The 19,275-nt window shown below is 46.7% G+C and carries 12 protein-coding genes; 4 read left to right on the top strand and 8 right to left on the bottom strand.

The features are described from left to right. Positions 1–3 precede the first annotated feature (3 nt). The 4 genes from tilS (at position 4) to L0M98_RS08680 (ending at position 5,057) form a co-directional block, all read left to right on the top strand. Complete coding sequence (gene tilS / locus L0M98_RS08695; RefSeq protein WP_227215574.1) at positions 4–1,416, top strand: tRNA lysidine(34) synthetase TilS; 1,413 nt, start codon at positions 4–6, stop codon at positions 1,414–1,416. A 402-nt stretch (positions 1,417–1,818) separates the two neighbouring features. Continuing rightward, positions 1,819–2,823: a type I glyceraldehyde-3-phosphate dehydrogenase gene (gap, locus tag L0M98_RS08690; protein WP_118715487.1), complete on the top strand. Its 1,005-nt coding sequence runs from the start codon at positions 1,819–1,821 to the stop codon at positions 2,821–2,823. A 121-nt stretch (positions 2,824–2,944) separates the two neighbouring features. Next, entirely contained in the window at positions 2,945–3,736 is a 792-nt protein-coding gene (locus L0M98_RS08685; RefSeq protein ID WP_186975780.1) for a patatin-like phospholipase family protein, read from the top strand. 10 nt (positions 3,737–3,746) lie between these two features. Beyond that, a complete protein-coding gene (locus L0M98_RS08680; RefSeq protein WP_186975781.1) occupies positions 3,747–5,057 on the top strand; it encodes a DEAD/DEAH box helicase in 1,311 nt (436 codons plus the stop codon). Positions 5,058–5,404: 347 nt separating this feature from the next. Here L0M98_RS08680 and L0M98_RS08675 read toward each other — a convergent pair whose 3' ends face one another. From L0M98_RS08675 to L0M98_RS08640, 8 genes are all read right to left on the bottom strand, one after another. After that, the gene (locus L0M98_RS08675; RefSeq protein ID WP_227215573.1) at positions 5,405–6,694 is read right to left on the bottom strand and encodes a redoxin family protein; all 1,290 of its coding nucleotides are present in this window, start codon (positions 6,692–6,694) and stop codon (positions 5,405–5,407) included. 33 nt (positions 6,695–6,727) lie between these two features. Further along, positions 6,728–9,052 (bottom strand): S9 family peptidase, encoded by a 2,325-nt coding sequence (locus L0M98_RS08670; protein ID WP_186975783.1) that lies wholly within the window; start codon positions 9,050–9,052, stop codon positions 6,728–6,730. 18 nt (positions 9,053–9,070) lie between these two features. Then, a complete protein-coding gene (locus L0M98_RS08665) occupies positions 9,071–10,240 on the bottom strand; it encodes a thioredoxin family protein (RefSeq protein ID WP_186975784.1) in 1,170 nt (389 codons plus the stop codon). A 19-nt stretch (positions 10,241–10,259) separates the two neighbouring features. Then, positions 10,260–11,582: a TlpA family protein disulfide reductase gene (locus tag L0M98_RS08660; RefSeq protein WP_186975785.1), complete on the bottom strand. Its 1,323-nt coding sequence runs from the start codon at positions 11,580–11,582 to the stop codon at positions 10,260–10,262. 27 nt (positions 11,583–11,609) lie between these two features. Next, on the bottom strand, positions 11,610–14,000 hold the full coding sequence (locus tag L0M98_RS08655; protein ID WP_186975786.1) for a zinc-dependent metalloprotease: 2,391 nt from the start codon (positions 13,998–14,000) through the stop codon (positions 11,610–11,612). Positions 14,001–14,025: 25 nt separating this feature from the next. Next, positions 14,026–16,545, bottom strand: a complete 2,520-nt coding sequence (locus L0M98_RS08650; RefSeq protein ID WP_186975787.1) for a zinc-dependent metalloprotease — start codon at positions 16,543–16,545, stop codon at positions 14,026–14,028. A gap of 136 nt (positions 16,546–16,681) precedes the next feature. Further along, a complete protein-coding gene (locus tag L0M98_RS08645) occupies positions 16,682–17,629 on the bottom strand; it encodes a hypothetical protein (RefSeq protein WP_099293071.1) in 948 nt (315 codons plus the stop codon). Positions 17,630–17,644: 15 nt separating this feature from the next. Beyond that, entirely contained in the window at positions 17,645–19,264 is a 1,620-nt protein-coding gene (locus L0M98_RS08640) for a RagB/SusD family nutrient uptake outer membrane protein (RefSeq protein ID WP_186975788.1), read from the bottom strand. Between the last annotated feature and the right edge of the window lie 11 nt (positions 19,265–19,275).

Genomic DNA, 19,275 nt, shown 5'->3' with positions numbered 1-19,275 from the left:
GCCATGCAAGAAAAAAATCCGCCCTCGTTATTTGAATGTCGGGAAAAATGGCTAATTTTAGGGGAATCATTAAATGGAAAGGTTATGTTGGACACGATAAAAAAATTCCTGAAGGAACATGATATTGATGAAAAAGCGGGATTCATCATCACCGTCAGCGGTGGTGCCGATTCCATCACACTGCTTCACGCGTTCAAGTACTTGAATTTAAGAATACACGCCTTGCACTGCAATTTCAATCTCCGGGGCAAGGAGTCCAATATGGACGAGCAATTCGTGAAACGCTTTTGTGAAACTTACGGGATTCCCATGAGCGTGAAACGTTTTGAAACGCGGGAATACGCCCAGAAAAAAGGCATCAGCATAGAAATGGCGGCACGCGAATTACGCTACGCGTGGTTCGAGGAAATGCGGCTGAAGAAAAAAATGGATTACATCGTCGTGGGACACCATGCCGACGATTTGGCAGAAACACTCTTCATTAATATATGCCGCGGAACCGGAATAAAAGGATTAACGGGTATTCGTCCCGTCAAGGATAAAATACTGCGTCCTCTCCTGTCCCGCTCGCGGGAAGAGATTATTGCGTACATAGAGCAAAACCAGCTCGGTTACCGTACCGACTCGACGAACAATTCCCTCGATTACGTGCGGAATAAAATCCGCCACCTGATTATTCCCGTCTGCAAGGAAATCAATCCTTCCTTCCTCAACACCGTGCAGGAAAATTGCAACACGCTGAAAGAGGTGGAACAAATCTACAAGTACGGCATCGACTGCCTGAAAGCAAACATCGTCAGTGAAGAAAACGGCGAAATACTTATTGACATCCAAAAGACAATGGCATCGCCCGCCCCCTACACGTTCCTGTTCGAATTTCTAAGACCTTACGGGTTCAACGCCACCCAAATAGAAGATATACTCCATAGCAACGAAGCCATCCCCGGCAAGCAATTCGAAGCGGGAGAATACCTGCTCACGAAAGGCAGAGTGTACTGGCGGCTTTTCAACATTCTGGAAAAAGAAGAAGAACGCACGCTTCTGGCAGACAGCGGGGAATATCACCTCGACGATTACACTTTCACGCTCGGGGAACAAGAGATTGACAATTCATTCCAAGTCCCGCAAGATTCCGAAATCGGATGCTTCGACCTCGACAAAATCACGTATCCCCTAGTCTTACGCCACTGGTCGACAGGCGATTGGTTCTGTCCTCTCGGCATGAAACGCAGCAAGAAAAAACTGAGTGACCTCTTCACTGACCTAAAATTCAGTGCCAAACAGAAAAAAGAATGCCTCATCCTCCAATCCGGCAAAGACATTATCTGGGTAGTAGGCCACCGCATCGACGACCGGTACAAAGTCTCTCCCGCGACGAAAAGGGTATTGACTGTAAAAAGGTCCATAAAGTCGTAAGGTCTATAAGGTCCATAAGGTCAAAAGTCCATGGACCCCTGCGGGCCGCTTTGTCTACGGCAGTCTTAGCTGCCGTAAAACTCTGTCCGAAGGACGCCCGTGACCTTATGGACCTTTGACCTTATGGACCTTATAAACTAAAAAAAGAGGCATAAGCCTCTTTTTTTTAACACACTAACAATAAATTTACTACACTTATAAAAGCAAAAAACATTTCCTTTCATTGCAGGGACAAAGATACAAATCTAAAACGTTTGCGCAAACTTTTTTCACAAAAAAAACGTTCGCGTATAACTAATCCAAAAGATTTTTGTTTTTCATTTTTTTATCCATACTTTTGTGTGAGTTTACGACATTAAACGAGAGAGTTAACATCATTATTAATCAAATAATAAAAGAAAAATGTCAAAAATTAAAGTTGGTATCAACGGATTCGGACGCATCGGTCGTCTGGTTTTCCGTGCTGCAATGACGAGAAACGATATTGAAATCGTGGGTATTAATGACCTAATCGACGTTGATTACATGGTTTATATGTTGAAATATGACACCATGCACGGTCGTTTCAACGGAACCGTTGAAGCTAAAGACGGCAAACTCGTGGTGAACGGCCACGCTATCCGCGTTACGGCTGAAAGAAACCCGGAAGATTTGAAATGGAATGAAGTAGGCGCGGAATACGTGGTAGAGTCTACCGGACTTTTCTTAACGAAAGAAAAAGCGGAAGCTCACTTGAAAGCAGGTGCTAAACGCGTGGTTATGTCCGCCCCGTCAAAAGACGACACCCCGATGTTCGTCATGGGAGTAAACAACAAGTCATACGCGGGACAAGCTATCGTTTCCAACGCTTCTTGTACCACGAACTGCTTGGCTCCGTTGGCTAAAGTACTTCATGACAAATTCGGCATCGTTGAAGGTTTGATGACTACCGTACACGCCACGACCGCTACCCAAAAAACAGTTGACGGTCCTTCCATGAAAGACTGGAGAGGCGGACGCGCGGCTGCAGGAAACATCATCCCGTCTTCTACCGGGGCAGCGAAAGCCGTGGGAAAAGTAATCCCGGAATTGAACGGCAAATTAACCGGTATGTCATTCCGCGTTCCGACGTTGGACGTATCCGTGGTTGACCTGACCTGCCGTCTGGAAAAAGCAGCTACCTACGACGAAATCAAAGCTGCGATGAAAGAGGCTTCTGAAAACGAATTGAAAGGAATCCTCGGTTACACCGAAGAAGAAGTAGTATCATCAGATTTCTTGGGAGATGCCCGCACTTCTATTTTCGACGCGAAAGCAGGTATCGCATTGAACTCCAATTTCGTGAAACTCGTATCTTGGTACGACAACGAATGGGGTTACTCGAACAAAGTACTCGAGTTAATCGCTCACATGGCTACTGTAAAATAATAAAAAGGGGCTATCGCCCCTTTTTTAGTTCATAAAGTTTATAAGGTTCATAAGGTTTATAAAGTTTATGGAATCCCATCACCTTATGAACTTTATAAACCTTATAAACTTTACAAACTCAATGAATCAAGAAAAACGTCCATTCCATATCGGTTTGGCATTAAGCGGAGGAGGAGCCCGAGGATTCGCCCATCTGGGAGTATTCAAGGCAATGCAGGAGTTAGGAATCAAACCGGACATCATATCCGGAACCAGCGCGGGAGCAATAGCGGGCGTCATGTTCGCTTCCGGGCACACGGCAGAGGAAGGCGTGGATTTTTTCAAGGGGAAAAAACTTCTCGACTTTGCCCGTCCTCTCGTGTCTAAAACCGGGATAATGAACATGAACGGAATGGGAAAACGATTATCCGAATTTATTCAAGCAAAAACATTTGAAGACCTGCAAATACCGCTGGTCGTCACGGCCACGAACATGAACTTGGGAATACCCACGCACTTCAACAGCGGCGAGCTTGTACCCCGTGTATTGGCATCCTGTTCCATACCTATCGTGTTCGTACCCGTCAATATTGACAACCACCAGTATTCCGACGGGGGTGTTTTCATGAATTTTCCCGTACGCCCTATTCGTGACCTTTGCGACATCGTCATCGGGGTGCATATCGACCCGTTGGAACCCAGCAACCATATCAAAAGCATCGTGCATCTTGCCGAACGTTCGTTTCACATGGGTATCCTGTCTAACATGAGTATCGACACCCAACTCTGTGATATCGTCATCGTTCCCCGGCATATCAGCCGTTTCAGCATGTTCGACCTCAACAACGTCGAGGACATCATGGAAGAAGGCTACAAACAAGCCAAAATAGTCTTCGACCGTCCAAGAGTCAAGAAGAAATTGAAAATAAACTAATTTACGATTTATGATTTACGATTTACGCTTAGCGCTCGAAAATATCGGAATCACCTCTTTGAACGAGATGCAGGAAGCATCCTTGAGAGCCTACAAGCAATCAGATAATATCATCCTGCTCTCTCCTACCGGCTCGGGTAAAACGCTCGCGTTTCTACTCCCCTTGATAGAGTCATTAGACACTGAAAAAAACGATATACAAGCCTTGATTCTCACCCCGGCACGGGAACTCGCCATGCAGATAGAAAACGTTTTCCGCTCCTTAAAAAGCGGTCTAAGAGTGGTTTGTTGCTATGGCGGTCATGACATCAACGTGGAAACCAGAAGTCTTGCCCACGCTCCCGCTTTACTTATCGGAACCCCGGGGCGTATTCTCGACCACATCGAACACGGAACAATAAATATCAGTACCGTTTCCACCATCATACTGGATGAATTTGACAAATCGTTGGAGTTCGGTTTCCTCGGTGAAATGGAACGTATATTCTCATACCTCCCGAATCTTCATAAACGGGTTCTCACTTCCGCCACAAACGTGGTCGACATTCCGGCTTTCACGGGAGTCGTTTCTCCTTGCACGTTAGATTTCCAACATAACGCGGCTCCCGATTTGACTGTCAAATCAGTCTATTCGCGAGGAGAGAGCAAACTCGACACGCTATACAAATTACTCTGCGAACTGGACGAAGCACCCGTTCTTATATTTTGTAACTTCCGGGAACGGGCAGAGGAAGTCAGCGATTACTTGTGGGAGCGGGAAGTGGACAATCAATTCTTTCACGGGGGAATGGAACAGGACGAACGGGAACGGGCTCTATGCAAATTCCGCAACGGAAGCACGAACATATTCATATCCACCGATTTGGCATCCCGCGGCTTGGATATCCCGGAAATAAAATACATTATCCACTACCACCTGCCCAAAAAAGAGGACGCTTTCATACATCGCAACGGCAGAACGGCACGCATGAACGCCTCCGGTACCGCCTTCCTCCTGTTTGACGACGAAGACGAACTACCGGAATACCTGACGGAAGCACCGGAAACATTCTCCCTGACAAGGAAAAACTCTTCCCCCGCAACTCCCCGCTGGACAACCCTGTACATCGGGAAAGGCAAAAAAGACAAAGTGAACAAAATGGATATCGTGGGTTTCCTCTGCCAGAAAGGACAACTTAAAAAAGAGGACATCGGTAAAATCGAAGTCAAAGATTATCACGCCTTTGTCGCCGTACGGCGAGGCAATATCCGTCAACTACTCTCCCGCGTCCGAAACGAAAAAATCAAAAACATGAAGACCAAAATCGACATCGCGAGATAAAGAAGACGCCATCGGGCTACTCCCGCGCACCCTTTACAGGGAACCTTCTCCCACGCTTCCCCAGACCATGAACGTATCATCTTCGAAGCATGAACGTATCATGGACGACGACGTGCGTTTATGATACGTTCGTGAGGCGAAAGTGTTGTACTTTTAAGGTTAAGCAAGAGTAACTCTAGAATAGCGTAACCATTTAGGTTTGATACCTCCCCGTGTAATGTCCTACAATTCTCACACTACCGTTGTTCACTCTATCGGCAGTATCTCAACAGCGTCTGAACAACGAGAGAAAAACGAGTGAAGGAGCCTATTTCAGCAGAAATGCTCCTTCCATATAACCGTTATTCTTACAACAACAAGCCGTCCAACAATTCCACCGTGGCGGGGTCGGAAGGTCGGGTAACGTTCGCGTCAAACACTTTACCCTCTTTATCAAGGATAATAAAGCGAGGAATGGCGTTTATCATGAAAAGGTCGGAAAACTCGGAATACGTGGGAACTGTCTTGATGAGCTGTACACCACCGAGCTTTTGTTCTTTCACCATGTTTTTCCATTTATTACTATCGCTATCGCTGGATATGCTGACAAAAACGATGTCTTTTCCTTTATACTTGTGTTCCAACTGTTTCAATGCCGGCAATTGTTGCTTGCAAGGACCGCACCACGTTGCCCAACAATCGATATACACGTACTTGCCCTTGAATTCTGATAGCGCAACTTCCTTATCATCAATATCCAGAAAAGTAAACTCGGGTATGGATTGTCCTTTCGCCACCCGATTCCATTTCACGTATAACTCCTCGACGGCTTGCCTTACCCGGGGAGAATGTACCTTCTGCCGGAACATGTCCATTAACCCGTCTATCGATTCCACCCCTCTTCTTTCCATGTATCTCGATAAAACGGAATTTAGCGCAAAATCGGCTACCGCCGTATCTTGAATATTTTGCACGATATATTCCAACTGTCCTTTAGCATAGCCGTAGGGGGTAGTTTGTCCTTCACCACCGATAGCATACAAACCATCCAATAAAAAGGCTTGATAATCCTCGGTCACGAGAAGATCCGGGTTTTCCTTTAATTGCTCTTTCAAATAAGGATAAAGAGCATTCCCCCATTTCTTGTAAACAGAAAAGGAACGCAGGACATTATAACGCTGACGCTCGCTCTCCAACCGGGTAAAATCGGGAGAAAGGACAAGAGCCCGTAAAGCCTCCACCCGCTGACGTACCGTGTCGTCCAACAAGCGAATAACCTCGTCATCTTCAGACAAGTCATTCATAACACGCATATTAGGTCTTGTCTGTTCTTCCATATACTGATTTTCCCGTGCACACCCGCCCTCGAATGAATAACGGGAAACTCCGGGTTGCACATGACGGGTAAAACGGACGGTCAAATCTTGCCCCCGTTCCACGAATATCATTTTACCGGTGCGCCCGAATCGCAGCAACGCGTACCCCGAGGGCACATCCTCCAACTCGAACCGAATGGTATTCGCGGTATCACGCACCGCCTTCCATTCCTGATTTCCAATACTTAATAATGTTTCCGGCAATTCCATGTCCGGAGAAGTGAAGGATACGACGGTCCGGCGGGATTGACATCCCACCAGAAGCATCGTAAACACAAACATAAAAACAGTTTTATTAATCATCTCGTTGCTATTTTACTGGTTATACCCGTCCATCTCGGTAAAATTCTCGGAAGAGTAATCCCCCAAAAGGTGTTTCGCAAAATGGAACCATATTTTACGGCGCCAGAAGAGGTCCGCCGCTCCCCGGTACAAGTGTTTCTGCCCGGGCAAGACGTACATATCGAAATTCTTTCCGGCTTTCAATAAAGCATCTACCAGACGCAAGGTATGACCGGGATGCACGTTGTCGTCCTCGTCCCCCGTTACCACCAAGAGATGCCCTTTCAGATTTTTGACCAATTCCATGTTGGTCGGTACTTTACAAGTAAACACGGTATCTTTCCCTTTCACGGTCTGGGTTACCCCGTGGAAAGTTTCTCCCCACGCCTGATTGTACATGTTGTTGTCGTGATTACCGGAAGAGGCTACCGCCGCCTTGTAAAACTCGGGATAAGTGCAAATCGCCGCGGCGGACATAAAGCCACCGCCGGAATGACCGAATATGCCCACCCGATTGATATCAATAAACGAGTAGCGGGCAGCCAGTTGCTCCAACCCGTGCTTGTCGTCTGCCAACGCGTAATCCCGAAGATTCCCGTACCCGTAAGTACGGTAATACTTGTCCCGCAGGGGACTTCCCCCCCGGTGTCCCATGTTCACGACGATGAAACCGACTTGCGCCAATGCCGCGTTGTGATTACCCGTTGCCGTGAAATTCAAATCCATTGCCTCCTGCTGGGGACCGGGATAAACGTACGAGATAATCGGGTACTGACGGGTGGAATCAAAATCGAAAGGCTTCCACATCACCCCGTAAAGGTCCGTCACGCCATCGGCGGCTTTCACCGTGAATCGCTCCGGCATTTTCCATCCCATGGCATAGAGCGCACTCAAATCCGCTTCCGCCAAATCGCAAATCAATTTACCGTTTTTATCCCGCAACACGGAACGAGGTGCCAAATCCACCCTTGAATAATTGTCCACGAAGTAATTCCCGGACGGACTCATGACCACGTTATGGTTAGCGTCCTCCGGTGTCAACAGCTCCACCCGACCGTTTCCGTCTAAAGCGGCTTTATAAAGACAAGCGTAATAAGGATTCATGTCTTTCTCCCGCCCGTGTCCCGTGACATAAAGCTCCCGGCGATTCGTGTCGAGGCGGACGATTTTCTCCGCCATCCAGTTGCCGGAAGTAATTGCCCCGCGGTACTGTCCGTCAGCAGAGTACAAGTAATAGTGTCCCCACCCGGTACGCTCCGACCACCAGATAAATTCCCGGTCACCGTTCAGGAAGGTAATCGATTGACAGCGGTCGCTGAAATAAGGTTTGCACACCTCGTTCAGCACCACGGTTACCTCTCCCGTTTGCGTGTTCACCTTGCAAATATCCAACTCGTCGCACGTCCGGCGTGTGCGCTGCATGTACAGGTAGCGGCTATCTTTGGAAACGTATAATAATTTCACTTTCTGGTCTTTCCACTTCTCTAGAGCTACTTTCGTGACCTTTCCCGTTTCCGCATCTATCAAGGAAAGCTCGTATTGTGTCACCTTCTTGTCACCCGGCATCGTGTATTTTCCGCTACCGCTGACAGGTGTCACAAGACGAGGGCGTCCTCCCCCCGCGGAAGAAACCACAAGCAAAGTACCAATACCCCGGTTGTCTTCCCGTATCACGAACAAACGGCGAGTACCTTTCAGCCAACGGGCTTTCGTGGTGAAAATATCCACGCCCTCCCCCACTTCATTGTCCGAGTAAGAGAAATTCTCCATCCCGTCATCCGTGATACGCCGAGCCAAGGAATCCGGTTCATCGCCTTTCCGCAACCAGATGTTATGTCCCCGGGAAAACACCGCGTACGAGCTGTCCGGGGCATATGAATACATCAATGCCAAGCGATTGTACACCTTTCTATCAGTCGCTTTCACCTCGGGACGAGGAAGCTCGGAACATTGTCCCGTTGCCCGGTCATACTTGATAGTGACGCCTTGAACCATGAAAGAAAAACTCTTACCATCCTCGGCAAAGTTCGGCGTGATATTCAAATCTCTCGTGTTAAATGTCTTGTTCGTGATTTCACTGACCCGGGCAGCCATATCCTCGCTGTCGAACAACAATTGTTGTTTCTTGCTTTTCGGGTTCACGATGTAATAATTATTTCCCCGACTCGTTTTGTACGAGTACCAGAATTGCTCGCTATCCGGCAGGTAATTCGGTTTCACCTCCCGGGAGAAAACGACGCCTCCCATCTTGGAAACCAAGTACTTGTCCGCCAGTTTATAATTTGCTTTCTGTTGCCCGAGTACCGTGCCGGACAACAGAAAGCAAAACGAGCCTATCAATAGATTGTATAACCTCATTTTCAATGATTTTAGATTCTATCGACGATATCCCCGCATGGGTATTGTACTTCTTCCTTTACTACCTTTCCCACCGTTAAACGGCATATCCGATGTTTCCAAATCGTGTAATACGCTTTTTCCCTCCTCTTCAATCTCGGCATTAGGCTGTAATTCCAAAGCCCGCTTTACCCAAACGGCCATTTTCTCGCGTATCGCTTTATTTTTTCGTACCATGCGTTCGCCCAAGGTCGCCCAATTACATAATTCACGGGCATCCGCCTTTGCCAGACTCTGCTCGCCCAACGCGTAAGCCTCTTCATATTTACCGGCACGAAGCAGGATGATATAATCCACCTCCTGTTGCAACACTTTGTAATCCGGCAATTTACGTTCTTTCATCAGGTCGAAATAGGCTTGTTTTCTCTCCTCGTTTACCACCTCTTTCCGCCCTTGAGTATCGTACAGCGTCAACGCGCACCCTATACTAGCGTACAGGTTACGGATTTTTTGAAGTACCGCATATTCTCCATGTACCTTATATAATTTCTTGTATTCTTTCACGAAAGCGAGTGACAAAGGAGCATTGATATCCGCCGCACAACAAACAAAAGCATCCCAGTAATCTTTATCCCGCAGCACCTTACTTCCTTGTTCCTTGTAAAGTGTGTTCAACAGATTTTCCACGCCATCAGCACTATGCAAGGCAAGCATTTCATTCACATATTCTTTCAGAAAAGCCTCGTCCCGCTCACCCTTGGCAAAGCGTTCCTCGTAACCGTTGTGACCGATAGCTACCGCCTTTTCAGCCCGAGCGATAAAAGCATCCGCTTTCATTGCCCCCAAGCTCCGATGAGCCACGTATCCTTCACTCGTGACAAACAGGAACGTCGGATAGGCAACCACATCAAAACGTTTTTTCAATGCTATACCCTCTTCCCCTTTCTCCATGTTGCATTTCAAGTTGATAAAATGACGATTGAAATAATCGCCCACCTCTTTCAACGGGAAAATGGTCTTCACCATATTGGCACACGGTCCACACCAATCGGCATAGCAATCGATGAATATCATCTTTCCCTCTTTCTTCGCCTGTTGCAAGGCTTCTTCCCAAGTCCCGTGAAAAAATTGAATCCCTTCACTCTCTTGCGCACGAACGAATCCCGTGCAACTTACCGCTAATAACAGCATCCATAAAATCTTTTTCATATACATTGATTTTATCGGTTTATAATAATGCTTCCAATCTCTCTGCCGTCGCTTTATCGGAAGGACGAGTCATATTGGCATCAATGAATTTCCCCTCCCGGTCTAACAAGACGAAACGGGGTACAGACATCGAAGCCGGCATAAATATCTTCAACCAATCCCAATTCTCTCCCAAGTGCAACTGGATACCGCCCAATCCCATGTTCTCGATGGTCTGTTTCCACAATTCAATATCTTTATTCTTGTCGATGGAAAGACTCACGAATAGAATATCTTTCCCCTCGAAACGCTTCTCCAATTCCAACAGGCTGGGCATCTCTCCTTTACACGGTCCGCACCACGTTGCCCACATATCGATATAGACGAATTTCCCTTTCAAGTCAGCTAAAGTCACCATCTTCCCCGTGTTGTCCGCAAAACTGAAATCGGGACAAGGTTGCCCGGGAGCAATCCGGTCTGCCTTCTTGCATGCCTCGGCATAAAGTGCCAGACGAGCCGCATCTTTCACGTGCTGATTATAAATCTTTTCATAACGCTCGATACCCCGCTCGGCAAAGTGAAACAAGGTGGCATCCACCAAGTAGCCCACGATAGCCGGTTCTTGGAAATTATCGAAAATCATTTTCAAGCGGGCATCCGCCAAATCCTCCCCTTCCAAGGTTGACTTCGTTCCGTGCCCCAACCGCACCAACGTCCGGAGGTATTGCTCCAAGAACTCCCGGTAATTCGGTAAAGACAAATAAGTCGAATCCTCCACGAAACATTGACGTATAGTCTGTAAATACACGGCAGTATCCAATTCCCGCGTACGCAATACGGGAAACCACGTTTCCACTTGCAAACGCTTTCCTTCCCACGCTTTAAACGTGGCTGAATAGGAGGTTTTTTCCAGTTTCGCTTTGTTGACAGCCAATACCGAATCCGCTCTCCGGGCAATTACCTGTATATTGGGATTTTTATAATCAACGCGCACCACGTCATAAAACTTCACTTGATTCAAGAATTGATTTTCCTCACCCAAGGTTCCCCTGTACACGATTTCTTTCTCTCCTTTTTTCTGGCTATACGTCAAGGTCAATTCGTTTCCCGGCTCAAGAAAACACAACTTCGAATCGTGTTGCCGCACGGTAATTTTCGCATAAGCAGGCTCTTGTAGCTCCAACTCGATGTATCCTTTCCCGGTGGCAGAATCAATTCTTATTTCTTGATACTTAAAACCAATATTAATCCGGGGGTAAGTCCCGTCATAATCCCGGATATCGAACCGAATCGTTGTCTTTTCATCCTTAGTGCAAGCGATAAAAAACAACGCCAAAAATAAAGTCAGTATAATATTCTTCATAACTTTCAATTCAAGAAAGAATACAACTTATTTCATCGGTATTCCCGGTTGTTCTTTCGGCAACAACGCCCGTTTCAAATAGATACCCAAACCACGGTAATGTTGGCGGGTAGCGGCATCACCGTGCGTGCGTCCCAATCGCTCTATTGATTTCAACAATTGACTCATTCTCTCTATCAAATAATAAGAAAGGTCACCCGGATACTTTTCAACCTTAGCTCCCGTGTACAACTTCATAAAGCTCTTCAAGTATTCCGTCTGCATTAAAGCCGCGTAGGAAGTCACTTTCCTGCCCGCGCTGAAATTCAAAAATACATCCCGGTCAATCATGTTCATCATGTCCCCGTAAGTGTATCCCTTGTTACCTAATTTTCTTTCGGTCAACAACAAATACGCGAGTACTTCGGGATTATTCAATTTACCGAATACCCTCTCCAAGACATTCGTCATCAGTTCTCTTCCTGTAAACCCGGACACTTGTTCCATCAAAGGATTGTTCATCCATGCAGGAGCTCCCGCGAACACGTATTTCCCGATAAAACGCATCGCCTCCTCCTGCTGTGCCTTGGAAGCAAAATTCAACGGTTGCTCGTTATACCCGGCAATGATAGCTTCCGGGGTAACACTACCGATATAATCCAATGCCAGCGCCACATGATTCATGTATGCCGCATAAATCATCATAGTCAAGTCACCGTACGTTTGCCAAGAATCATCTCTGTCCAAACGCTCCGCAATACTTTCCATGGCAGGCAACAGCAATTTCAGATTCTTGATACCCATTTCGGCAGCCACCAGTTTATCCTGCGCCAAATCGAACTTGTTGGTCTTATAACCTTTCCGACCTTCAGGCATAAAACACAACGCAGTATTATCTTTCGCCTTTCCCGCCAAAGCCTTCAATGCTTTCTTTTCCGCTTGGACATCCAAGCCGGGATATTGACGATACCCCCACTCAATAGCCCAACGGTCATAATCGGAAGCCTTGGAGAACAAATCCCGCAACGGAATATTATCCCCCGGTTGCACGGCATAATTCACCCCGCATCCATCGGTCACGGAAGCCGAAATACCATGCTCCTTCACCCAAACGGCATCCCGCAATTGTGCTGTCGTGTATGCCATGCTTCCTGCCATATTAGGTACCAAGCCCAATATTTCACCCAAGTATTTAGAAGTCACGTAACGAGCAACCTCCCCCTGCACCACGGGCAAGGAATCCGTGAACACGGCGGGTTCATACGCTCCCAACCCGACGAAAGCACGCAACAGATAATCCCGTATATCAGAATTTCCGATACTGATATTGGCACACAATATCTCTCCCGTGCGAGGATTGGTTACCGTATTTACTTTTCTCGTGAACAATGCCCGCGAAAAACTAATCTGATGATAAGCGAAATAAGCCTCCGGCTCTCCCTCTCTCACTTGCAACACATTCTTGAACCCTGCTTGTTCGAAGCAACCGTTCCACTCTTCAATAGCCCGAACCACGGCAACCCGCAAAGCCGGGTCAACAGAACGGTCAAAATAAACGGCAATCGGCATCTTCGGTTCCACCAATTCACCCCGTTTGTATCTTTCCGTGTCTTCCGGTCTGATTTCCAGATTCCAACGACGCACAACGTACACCGCTTCCGCTTTATACGGGTTCCTATCAAAATCGTTAAAAGAAAGAGAGAGATACCCTACACGGGCATCTGCCTCCCGGTCGCACACCTGACGCTCGGGCAACGCCTGCAACGTCCACTCGATTATCACGGAATTGTGCTTGTCATATCCCATTTGCCCGGGCATCATGGGAGGCATATAGTCCGTCTGCGTATGCAAACTCATGAACTTCATACCGTTATCAATCACGTACACGCTATCCAATCCCGAACGTTCGGCTGTGGGACGGTTTACCCATTGCAAGTTAGGAAAAGCGAACAATTTGCCCGTGGCATTGACGTCCGCGGTAATATCAATGATATAACTTTTCTTGTCCTTACCGTAAGCAGCGATAGGATAAAAATAATCCACCGGTTCCAAAGCGGACGCCTCCACGGCTCCCGCCATCGCCCCCTCGGCGCGCTCCCTACAAAGTTGTTTCCGAACCTCCAAGCGGTCATTACGCCCCAAGGTGAAAACCAGCAGATCCGTTTTCGCAGATGCCGTCCCATTCCAAGGACCTTTCGAGATAATACCGCTCGACATCAAGTCTTTCCCTAACAATTCGGCAGGAATTTCCAGATAACATTTCTTGTCTGACTGGTAAACAGGAAACGTACCCTCTATCTTTCTCATCCCGTTCTTGAAGAAAGCCTCGTATGTCACGGGTGCCTTGCTTTTAGCCGCCGGAGCCGGTGTAGCCTTCTCTTGGGCAAATGCCATCCACGGCAAACAAAGCAACAGAAGTATGTAATAAAATCTATTCATCGTACTCTTTCTTAAATTCATCAACTTATTTCAACAAAGCATCTTTTTCACCCTTCAACCACATATCAATCATCCGAACGATTCCGGACAAATGGTTCTTCGTCAAATCATCTCCCGCCGATGCCAATTTTTTCTTCGCCTGAGCGGAAATCTTATCCAATTGGGCAACGAAAATCGCGATATGCTCCGGATGTTTTTCCAACGGGGCTTTATCCAAGAATTGGAATATCATGGTCAAATAAGTCGTCTGTTTCATCCGCTCGAAAGTTCCCAAAGTAGATTTAGAGGCGTATAAATCGTTCCAGACGGCATCATACAAGTCATCTGCCATATTTTTCAAGGTATAAGCCTTATCACCAATCAATCCCTCGTGTTTGACGAAATTAGGACCTTGCGCAAGCAAAGAACCAATCGTAAATTGCAACAACCGTTCTTTATAAACATCCCCGCCGACAGAAGTCACCGTTCCGACATGATTGTCAAACAACCAAGCCTGATTCGTGAAGTAATAGTCCTTCAAGAACTTCATCGCCTCCTGTTGTGTTTCCTTCGGCACCGGAGTGTAGGTGTGCAATTTTTCGGAACGTAAGGCTGCATCTTGGTAACGCCCGCCCATGTATTTCACGGCATGCATCATAAACATTCCGTATTGCCTTACCACCGCCTTATACTGGCTTTTCAGCACGGAGTAATCCTCGTCGTCGGCAGCGGCAGTCCACTCTTCGATATGTTTCATGATATATTTCAAATTCTTGATACCAAGAATATTGGCTTGAATCGTATTATCACTCAAATCCTCCGCTTGCAGGCGCGGGTCTTCCCGGTCAATTTCCGTACCGAACAACAATCGCGGGTTGGCTTTCCGTTGTGCGGTCACCCAATCCTTCAAATATTTCTCCTCTTCCTTTACCGTTTTGAATCGCGGGAAATAGCGATACCCCCAATCAATAGCGAATTCGTCATACTCACCGATTCTCGGGATTAAATCCTCCGGGTCGATATTATCTTCCGGTTGCGCAGCATAATTGAAACGCATATAGTCCATCACCGAGGAACCGTGCCCATGTTTCTTCACGAACTCCCGGTCGCGAATCTCATCCAATGAATACACCCAGCTACCGGCAAAATTGTGACGCAATCCTAACGTGTGCCCAATCTCGTGAACCACGATGTATTGCACCAGTGTACCCATCAATTCCTCGTCATACGGGAACTTACGTGCCAACGGGTTCACACCTGCCGTTTGAGCGAAATACCAAGTTTGAGCCAAACTCAATACATTGTGGAACAATCCCACGTGCGAACAGATAATCTCCCCAGAACGAGGGTCGGCAACATGCGGACCGTAAGCATTCGGAATCGGGGAAGCCTTGTAAGATATAATAGAATAACGGGCGTCCTCCGGCGAGAAGGTAGAGTCTTCCTCCGGGCGCGGCATCATTTTACCCACGATGGCATTTTTGAAACCAACTTTCTCGAACACGGGTTGCCATTCATTTACAGCGGCAATCACGTAAGGTTGCAGATATTTCGGCGTGTTGTAATCCACGTAGAATACGATTGGTTTCGCCGGTTCCACCAGCTCCCCCGCCTCATACTTCTTCATGTCTTCCGGTTTCGGCTCCAATCTCCAACGGCTTACCATTCCGATGACTTCCGCCTTTAACGGATTTTTCGCATAATCCATCATGGGATAAGCAAAATATCCTACTCGGTTATCGAAATAACGGGGCCGCATCGGCTCCTCCGGCAACAAATACCACGAAGCCGCCATTTCCCACGTGGTCGGATCCATTTTCGGAGCCTGCATTCCCGGACGCACTTTCGGCGCCTTCCCCGGGGCGTAACTCCGCACGGAACGGAATATGATGTTATTCGGGTAGCTGCTGATTGTAGTCGTGTATGACTGGTCTGCCTGATAAGCTCCCAAATTCAACATCTCGGCAGCACCTTTCAATGAGAAATAATAGTGATCGGACTTGTACAGATCCGTGATATCAATCAAAGAAGAGTTTTCCGATTTAGCCTTTATATCCAACCCGTTTACAATCGGCATCAAATTGGAAGCCTCAATAGCCCCGTACAAGGCATTCGCGGTATCCGGCATCACGGTTGTGAACAGAGGCTCGTGCAGATACATTCTGTCTTTCGGTCCTTTTTCAAAACGGATAACTTTGCTGTATAACGCATCACCACCATATCCCATCATATCCATGTTACTTCTTTGTGCTTTAGCGGAGCCTTTAATCAAGGAAACAAACACGAATACATCCCGTCCCAGTAATTCGTCCGGAATCTCCATGAAGTAACGGTCTGCTTGCTCGTACACGTTGAACATTCCCGCATGCTTCACGGCATTGGCTTTGATAAAATCTTTGATAGCCGGAATGCCTTTGGGTTTCACCTTCGTGCTGTCGACAGCAGCAACAGGCTGCCCCTTTTTCTTCTTGTCTTTTTTCCGCTCTGCGCCTTCCGATACCTGTCCCACCATCACAAGACAGAGCAATAACGCTAAAAATCTCATACTAATACTCATACTTTTCATACATTACATTGATTTACAAACATATATACAATCAAATCTCATGTTTTTGAAAGACATAAGGAGTATAAAGTGCATTTTTACACGCACTCTATAAACCTTATAAACTAAAAACACTCTATAACTATAAACTCAAAGATTATTCGAACGTAAAACCGTATGTTTCCAATTTCCGCTTCATCACCTCGTATTTCTCCATCACCACCGGATACTGACCATGTTTTGCAATAAATTCAGCTTCCGTACTGGCAAATATCTCTATACAATATTGCCTTACGTCTTGGCTCTTACTCGGTATTTGCCACATTCTTTCTGAAGTTCCGGTCGGTTTCGTATAAGTCCCGACAAAACCCAGTCCCCCCAACGTCTGCTCGGCAGCGGGAACGGTAAGTCCCGAATAGGCAGTATATACATAAGTTCCAATCGAAGTCGTCCCCGTTGAATACATTTTACTCTTATTTCCCGGATTTACCCGATAAGTTATCGCGTAAAAATAATCTTCCAGCCACTCGCCATCGGAAATGGCCAGCGTATTTGCCACCAAAGTTGCAAGGAAAACTCCCCTGTACAACTTTTGGTCCACTTTATCGAAATCCTTCACCTTACTCAACACGATTGTATTCAATCCCTTGTAAGCAATCGTATCTCCCGAGGGCGTTTTCAATGAATCCACCAAAAGAATACTCGGCACGTACACCGACTCCGGAACCCGGGGCAAAGCATCGGTTTCCAAAAAATCCAGAACAGGTTTCACCTTATCCCGATCACGCACCAAGGTATAGTTTGCCTGCAATTTACCGGGAGTCACACTACCCGGACTGTAAAATACCTGCAATACCTCGTAATAGGTGTAAGGTTCTCCCGTTGCCAAAGTATAACGCATTTCGCTACCAATCGTGTCATTGTAATACACGGGAACTCCGGTATTCCGGAATATCCTATACCGCTGAGCGTCGATCGGGTCATCGCTATCCTCCACCACAAGCCAATTGCGCTCGCCCCCGAAAGGTTTAAAATCATCATCATTGTCCCCGCAAGCCCATGCCAACAAGGCAAACAAACCTATAAGCCATATATATTTTCTCATCTCCGTACAATTTTATTATTCTACAACTATTTCTCTTGAAGGACGTACCTCGTTAGTCAACGTTCCCTCGTTGAACTCGATAGCGTATCTCGGGATAGGCAACATATAAGCAGCAGCATCCTGAGAATAAGGCTTCAACACGTAAGTACCCACCCGGTATACACCGCTTCCTTCCAGAAAATCGTAAGAAATATGGCGAATCTCCTTCTCGTAAGGATACACACTGTTCACGGCATAACGACGCAAATCAAACCAGCGGTGTCCCTCGAAACACAATTCCCGTCTACGCTCATCACGGATAAAGTTTACCAACCCTTCACCACTTTCCGTTACCGCTCCCGCCACTTTCAAACGTTTTTCTCTCAATTCATTTAACACTTCGATAGCCTCTGCATCACGCCCCAACAATGCCAACGCTTCCGCCTTGTTCAAGTAAACCTCCGGCACGCGAATAGCCATAATATCGGAAACCTCTTCCGCATTAAATTGAGTTTTCACGCATCGCCAACCGTTTCCGGGTGCCGGACGCTCGATGAAAAACGCTTTCAAACGCATATCATTATCATTCTCACCATAACAAGCCAACAAATCTTCCGAAGTCGTGTAACCAGAACTTATTCGTTGTTGATTCACACCACTACCAGACACCACAACCGGAGCATGAACCACTGCCATGATATTCGGTCCATGCGTGAAAATCACCTCGGGGGAAGTCACGTACACGGCACTACCGCGCTGGTAAGCCTTCAAATCCCGCAGGTAATAATCCGGATTCCCGATAACACTGTCGGCAGCCGCAACGGCAGCCTCGTAATTCTCCATAAAAAGATGTACGCGGCTCAACAAAGCGAAAGCGGCTGTCTGGTTTGTCCGGTACTTAGTCGTTTGCTCTATTCCCTGAAGCAACACGGTAGCTTGTTCCAGATCTTTCACAACTTGACGATATACCTCCTCACACGTTGCCCGACTGAAATATTTATCTTCAATCTCTTCCGATGTCTTCAAAGGAATACACGGATCAATAGAAGCAGATGCCTTCCGATAAGGCTTGCCGTATAAATTCGCCATATAGAAATAGTACTGCGCACGCAAAAAACGAGCTTCTCCTTCAACCTTATTACACAACACTTTATCATCTTCTTTACCGCGCATTTCATTGACCTGATAGATAACAGAATTCATCGCAGCAATACGTTTCCACATATTCTGCCAATTCCCATCATTAATCTCCGCATTTTCCGAATCATAAAAAGGATCCGGTTGCCAATGATGTAAATTAATGGCTTTCATGCGAATATAATTCTTTTCCGTGTTCACGATACTTTTTTCACAGAGCAAATATTCGGTCGCATCATCATCCATCAAATGAATATAAGGGAAATTATTTACAGGCATTTTACCCGTTACCGCATTCATATTCCATATACTACCCCACTTGTTCACACTAGCGGCATTCAGGGTATCTATTGAATTTCCTCCACTTAAATATCCTTCACCAATCAACAACTCGTTCAAATCCGCCACTTTCTCCACGTAGGCAAGATTCTGCGATTTCTCCTCAAGGAAATCCCCGCAAGCAGTAAACAATACCGGCAAGCAACTCATCAGACAAATATATAATATTCTACTCTTCATATCCTACTGCA

The sequence above is a fragment of the Butyricimonas sp. DFI.6.44 genome (assembly GCF_022132345.1).
GTDB classification, from domain to species: domain Bacteria; phylum Bacteroidota; class Bacteroidia; order Bacteroidales; family Marinifilaceae; genus Butyricimonas; species Butyricimonas muris.
This window is presented reverse-complemented; position numbering and strand designations above follow the sequence as displayed.